Here is a 6636-nt window from a genome sequence, read left to right as displayed (position 1 = left end):
CCGGCATATCGCCGCAATCAACAGTGACGGCCGGATGAAATGGCAGGTCTCTAACGGCTACGGCAAGCGCTCGCTGGTTGAGACGGCAATCGGGCGATACAAGTCCATCATCGGGCGGCGTCTGCGGGCCAGGTCGCTGCCTGGTCAGCAGACCGAAGTCGCCATCGGCTGCGCCGTCCTCAACCGCATGCTTGCTTGCGCACGCCCGAAAGCCGTCCGCCGCAAGGCAGCCACGCCATAGTCAGCCGTTTCAAAGATCCCCATCCGTTCAGTTCCACATCCGTGCACCAACGCCTTCCATCGCGGCATTGTCCCAGACATTGCCGGATCGGCTCATCGAGCATGTGATGCCGTGATCGGCCATGAGGCGCTGGAACTGCTCGCTGGTGTATTGGCTACCCTGGTCCGAATGGTGGAGGAGCGCATCCGGCTTGCCTCTGCGCCAGATGGCCATGATCAGCGCATCTGTGACGAGCTGGGCCGTCATGTTGGCGTTCATCGACCAGCCGACGACACGGCGCGAGAACAGGTCGATGACGGCAGCTATATAGAGCCAGCCCTCAGCCGTCCATAGATAGGTAAAATCGGCCACCCACTTCTGGTTCGGCCTTGCTGCCGCGAACTGCCGGTCCAGCACATTCGGCATGATGACCGGGCGCTCGCCGCCGTCTTTCGGCAAGCCGCGCCTTCTCGGCCTTGCTCTCATTGCATTGTTGCGCATGAGACGCTCGACGCGATGCAGACCACAGGAAAGGCCTTCGGCGAGGAGGTCATGCCAGACACGCCGCGCGCCGTAGGTGCGGTCGCTATCCTTGAAGCTGTCCTTGATCTTGTCGAGCAGAGCCTCATCATACCGGGCATGCTGGCTCGGAGACCGATGTAACCAGGCATGAAAGCCGGAACGTGACACACCCAGCGCTTCGCAGAGCCATGCCACCGGCCAGATCGAACGGTGCTTTGCAATTGAACGCGAACTTCATATCACGTCCTTCGCAAAGTAGGCGGCGGCCTTCCTAAGAAACACTCTCTCCAACATGCGTGGGTTCCAGCTGGAAGCCTAGGGATCGTACGCGGCGCTGAAGGTTGGCTATGACCCTTCCTCGATGCCGCTCATCATAAGCAGCGGCTCCTGGATCCTGATAGACCATTCCAAACCGCAGGGCGTTGTAGAACAATACCGCGATCTTTCGTGCGGTTGCCGTAACGGCCTTTTGCTTGCCGATGCGCCCCGCCAGCCTCCGGTAAAATGCGCCAAGGGCAGTGTCGCTTCGCCCGAGCGTCGTCGCGGCCAATCGCAATAATGCTGCCGCTCGACTGGAGGATCGGCGTGTTCGAGACGAGAGCACTTTGCCGCCAGAGATCTTGTTGCCGGGCGCAAGGCACAGCCATGACGTGAAGTGCTTGGCGGTTGGCCAAGCCCGAAGATCTGTTCCGCACTCACCGATGAGTTTGAGCGCGAGCGAGGAGCCGAGGCCGTGAATCTGGGTCAGGTCTATGCGCGTAAGACCATATAGTGCCGCTCGGACATCGAAAGACGGCGCATTCGTCTGCTTGGTCCTGGTTCTTATCTTTGGCAGCGGCGCGAGCGGAGCTTCGGGATCGCTAGTCATCGCAGCGATTGCCGCTTCAAGCCTGCGGTCGCATTCGAGCATCTTCAACTGGTAAAAGTCGTAAAGGTCCAGTGATTGGGAAAGGGCAAAAACGTGTTCGTCGCGGTCGTTGCCGATCAAGGATGCCCTGATTGTTTCGTCGGAAGAGTGGCAGCGAACATCGCGCAGAGATGCCAGGACGTACGGATCGCGCTCGCCGGAAACGATTGCCCGGATAATCTTCATACCGGTAACACCGGTGATGTCGGAGACCACATGATGGAGTTGCAGGTTCATCTCCATCAAGGCTTTCTGCATGTGCTGGATGTGAGCCGCAGCATATTCAACCAGCCGCTCTCGCTGGCGCAGATACGCACGTAAAGTGGCGACCATTGCGTTCGGGCGAAAGCTCCCACGCAGAAGGCCATAGGAATGCAGCTGGCGTAGCCAGGCCGCATCGCTGACGTCAGTCTTCCGACCTGGGACGTTCTTCGCATAACGCGCATTCACCAGTATCACCTCAAATCCATGCTGCTCGAGGATCTCGAAAGCAGGGATCCAGTATACGCCGGTTGACTCCATCGCTACGCTCGTGACGCCGCACGATCTGAACCAGGCAGCCAGATCATGCAGATCGTGGGTGAAGGTGCCGAAGGCGCGTATCGGCATATCGGTTTGCTCCGGATTAACGGCCGCCATATGCATCGTGGACCCGATGTCTACGGCCGCCGCACCGGGATTCACTTGGGTGAGGTTCTGTGATGTGGAAGAACGGATCTTGGGCATGGCTTCTCCTCCTTTGGTTCGGGAGGGGCTGGGCCGCGCAAGTTCGTCAATTTCCTAACCGGGATCGCCGCTGACGCGACGTCACCACTCTCAAGTCCGCAACAGCCCATGTGCCACGTTTTTTAACGGGGTTGGACGCCTCCAATAAGCCTTCGGCAACTCCCCTCCAGCAGTGAGCTTAACACGGCCTGTTTCTACCGCGCACAGGCGGACAAAAGCCCGTGATCGTTTTTTAGGATGTCACGCTCCGCCTTCAGCTTGGCGACTTCTTTACGCAGCCTCTCGATCTCAAGCTGCTCGGGCTTCATATGTCCGTGACCAGGAAACGCATGCGCCGGGTCCGAACCGTAATCCCTGACCCACTTGCGCAGAACATTCTCATGAACATCCAGATCGCGGGCTGCCTGCGCAACGCTGACCCCGCGCTCTCGCACCAACTTCACTGCCTCAAGCTTGTACTCGCGGCTGAACTTCCTTCGTTGCATTCATGCGCTCCAGTTTCATTGGAAACACCTTAACTCGGTGTCCACGAAACCGGCAGCAGGCCAATCCGCACTTGTAATGCTGAAGTCGTAACGCCTTTGACTTAACGACTTCAGCATTCCTGAACGCCCCTAGGGTAAACGTCGATGACCGGTTCCTTTTCAAATCCCCGGCAACGCGTCCCGCCTCAGGAGAAGACCCTCTGCAACCTGTGATGAAACCGGCTCCGTCGGGAGACTGCCAACGTCCAGCAGCCCCTTTTCCAGCTTATGGACCGGGACTGCATGTTGATATCTATCTGCCCACAGAGGGGTTCGCAGCGGATGCGAAAAAACGCTACTCTTCTTTAAAAGCGCGAGCGACTTGGTCGGTTATCGGCTTAATAAGGTACGCAAGCGCTGTCCGTTCGCCCGTCTGAATGAAGGCTTCTACGGGCATTCCCACGACAGGCACGAGATGTCCAAGACGCGCCCACTCTTTTTCCGGAAGAAGAATGCGCAGGGTGTAATAGCTCTGGCCGGTTCTTTCATCGGTAGTTAGGTCGGCTGCAATCGTCGTCACTCGCCCATTCAGCTCCGGTGTTATGCGTTGACTAAAGGCCGAAAACCGGAGGCTGACATCCTGACCAACGACAACTTGGTCGATATCCTGTGGCGCTAGTTTGAGTTCGGGTGTCAAAGTATCGTCACTTGGAACAATTTGCATAATCTCCTCACCAGGCTTGACGACCGCGCCGCTCGCATGGACGGCGAGCTCATGGACCACACCTTTCTGCGGAGCGCGAATATCAATGTGCTTTAACTCATCTTCTGCAGCAACTAGGCGCTCGGCATATTCGCCAATTTCGTTCTCTGCCTGACGTAGTTGATCCGAAATTTCAGTTCTCTGATCGTCATCAATCTGGATGATCTGAAGTTTGGTTTCGGCAATCTTGCCATTTATCTCAGCGGCTGATGCGACCAAACTGCCGAGCCCTCCAGTGAGCTCGGCCGCATCTCGTCGCAAAGCGTAGACGCGGGTTGCTGGAATAATGCGTTGATTCAGCAGCGGTTGAAGACTGGCGAGTTCCTTGTTTATGATGGAAAGGGCCTTCCGTTTTCCATCTTGTTGGGCGGCGAGCCCTTGTGTCTGCTTCGAGAGTTGGCGCACTCGTTCGGTCAGTTGCGCCTTTCGCCCGAGTTTCGATGTACGGCGGTCATTGAATAGTTGCTGTTCGCCATCAATGATCGTGGCTACGCCGACGCTAGCTTGATCCCTGACGAGCGATTCAGGAAACTCGATGGCTTCTTTTAAATCCCTTTCGGCCGATAGTCGCGCGATTCGTGCTGTAAGCTCCTTAATCCGCTTTGAGACTATCGCTAGATTGGCACGCGTCCGGGCGTCATCCAAATGTACGAGTATCTGGCCGGCTTGGACGCGATCTCCATCTTTGATGAACACCTTGCCGACGGTACCGCCTGTCTGGTGCTGGACGGGTTTGATGTAGCTGTCGACGACGAGCGCCCCCGAAGCGATAACTGCTCCGCGAAGATGAACGGTTGCTGCAAGCCCGCCTAATACCCCGACGAGAAGGATAATCGCAGCAAGGGCAATCAAGGTGAGGCGCCGGATTGCGCCCTCGGCGAGGGGAGCGTGATCGTGGCTCATTGCGCCGTCTCCTCGCCTGGCACCATCAGTCGAGCAGGCGCCACTGGTTCTGACTGCGGTGTCCTTCTCAGCACCTCATCTTTCGGGCCGAATGACTTAGCTCGACCATTCGCCAACACAAGTACCTTGTCGACTGCCGCAAGTGCGCTAGGGCGATGCGCGATAACGACCGCGATGCCGCCTCTTGCGCGAATCCCGAGAATCGCGCGGGACAATGCGGCCTCGCCGTCCGCGTCAAGATTAGAATTGGGTTCATCCAGAACGACCAAAAAAGGATCGCCATAAAGCGCCCTAGCCAAGCCGATGCGCTGTCGCTGGCCCCCTGATAGGGCTGATCCCCGCTCTCCAATTATTGTGTCGAAACCGTCATGAAATTGCACGACCATGTCATAGACGCCGGCCGCCTTCGCTGCGGCGATGACTTTTTCGGATGAGGCATCCGGATCAAGGCGCGCGATGTTCTGCGCAATTGATCCACCGAACAAGGAGACATCCTGCGACAAGTAGCCGATATGACCGCCAAGCAACTGGGGATCCCATTGCGATACAGCGGCACCATCCAGGCGCACTGCGCCTGCGATCGGTTGCCACAGCCCGACAAGCCCCCGAGCAAGACAGGATTTGCCTGACGCGCTTGGACCGATTACCCCCAGTGCCTCTCCAGCACGAAGCTCAAATGCGATGCCACGGACGATCGGGTTTTGGCTGCCAGGAGCTGCGAGATGCAAGTTCTCCACCTTGAGAACATCAGCAGGCCGGGGAAGCATGATCTCGGGTAGACCGGTCGGCATGAGTTGGGTCAGTTGGATGAGGCGTGACCAACTGTCCCTGGCTCTAACAAATCCCTTCCACTGGCCAATAGCCAGTTCGACTGGCGCTAAGGCACGGCTCAACAGAATGGAGCTGGCAATCATGACGCCCCCAGTCGCTTCCTGTCGTATGACTAGAGTGGCGCCGACCGCAAGCACGGCAGACTGGAGCATCATGCGCAATACCTTGGATAGGGTTGACAGAGAAATGGTGAAAGAAGTCGAGCGCAAATGATTGTCAAGGTACCGGCAATTTACCTCGCTCCACTTCCGACCAAGCTGATGACCGAAGCCCATTGCCAGAACCGCTTCGGAATTTCGCCTCGTCGCCTCTGCGAGAGCGAACCTCTCCGATGCTAACTGGGCCGCCTCCTTTGCCGGCTGACGCGACTTCTGCTCAGCCATAATTGTCAGCGCGACAAGCATGAGGGCGCCCGCCAGGGCGGTGACGCCGACCCAGACGTGAAACAAAAAGCAGAGCCCGAGGTAGAACGGCATCCACGGAATGTCGAACAACGCTATTGGGCCAGGCCCGGACAGGAAACCTCGTACAGTGTCGAGATCACGTACAGACTGAAGTCCATCGCCCGGCGTCTGGATGCGGGAAGGAAGCAGCACGAGAGATTCGTATACCGATTTTCCAAACCGTTCATCGACGGACAAGCCCACCCGCAGTAGCAACAGAGATCGAATGAGTTCGAGTACTCCCTGAAAAGCGTATAATGTGCCGGCGATTATCCCCAAGCCGACAAGAGTCGGCAGACTACGGCCCGGAATTACCCGATCATAAACTTGAAGCATAAAGAATGAGCCGGTCAAAGCAAGCAGGTTGACGACGGCGCTAGTCATGGCAAGGCCAAAAAAGGCCTTCCTCATCGAAGAAAGCGCCGCCACAAAAAAGACCCGTGGCCGATTGAGATTACTGCGCAACAAAATCATATCCTATTCCTGCAGCTGTAAGGCGGGAGACGTCCTGATGTAGGCTCGTAAACGCGACATTCTTCGGTAGGATCGAATTGGCGAGACCTCCAGTAATCTTTTCAGCAACGGTAAACTTGCGCTCAAGATCGCTTTGAAGTCTCTTTCTTCATCTCGATCGAGGCGCGCTTGAAACCGACTGGAAAGCCAAAGAACCTCGTTGACGCGAGGAGAACAGAGGCTCCTCGGGGAGCCTCTGTTCAGACAGAGGGAAGCGCTGGGGTGCTCTCGTGCGGACTACCGGTCAGGAGTACTCGAAATGGTTCGAGGTCAAGGAGGCTACGTCAGCCATCGTCAGATTGTCCAGGTGGGCGAACTCATGCGCGGTGTTTTCACCGTCAACA

The 6636-nt window shown here is 57.1% G+C and carries 3 protein-coding genes and 3 pseudogenes; 1 reads left to right on the top strand and 5 read right to left on the bottom strand.

All coding sequences use genetic code 11. From position 1 onward, the window contains the following. A pseudogene (locus A3C3_RS0136810) lies at positions 1-241 on the top strand (IS5/IS1182 family transposase); the annotation flags it as partial. 54 nt (positions 242-295) lie between these two features. Here the strand turns inward: A3C3_RS0136810 and A3C3_RS42375 are convergent. The 5 genes and pseudogenes from A3C3_RS42375 to A3C3_RS0136785 form a co-directional block, all read right to left on the bottom strand. Next, positions 296-1013: pseudogene (locus tag A3C3_RS42375) on the bottom strand (IS3 family transposase); the annotation flags it as partial. Beyond that, positions 1014-2375, bottom strand: a complete 1362-nt coding sequence (locus A3C3_RS0136800) for an IS110 family RNA-guided transposase (protein WP_022719457.1) — start codon at positions 2373-2375, stop codon at positions 1014-1016. Positions 2376-2587: 212 nt separating this feature from the next. Then, positions 2588-2860 (bottom strand): annotated as a pseudogene (locus tag A3C3_RS0136795) (transposase); the annotation flags it as partial. 334 nt (positions 2861-3194) lie between these two features. Next, complete coding sequence (locus A3C3_RS0136790; RefSeq protein ID WP_022719455.1) at positions 3195-4505, bottom strand: HlyD family type I secretion periplasmic adaptor subunit; 1311 nt, start codon at positions 4503-4505, stop codon at positions 3195-3197. Continuing rightward, positions 4502-6253: a type I secretion system permease/ATPase gene (locus A3C3_RS0136785; RefSeq protein ID WP_022719454.1), complete on the bottom strand. Its 1752-nt coding sequence runs from the start codon at positions 6251-6253 to the stop codon at positions 4502-4504. Before A3C3_RS0136785 ends, A3C3_RS0136790 begins: the two co-directional genes overlap by 4 nt. Positions 6254-6636 lie beyond the last annotated feature (383 nt).

It is taken from the genome of Rhizobium mongolense USDA 1844, from assembly GCF_000419765.1.
GTDB classification, from domain to species: domain Bacteria; phylum Pseudomonadota; class Alphaproteobacteria; order Rhizobiales; family Rhizobiaceae; genus Rhizobium; species Rhizobium mongolense.
The sequence above is the reverse complement of the archived record's forward strand: the minus strand, read 5'-3'. Positions and strand labels throughout refer to the sequence as shown.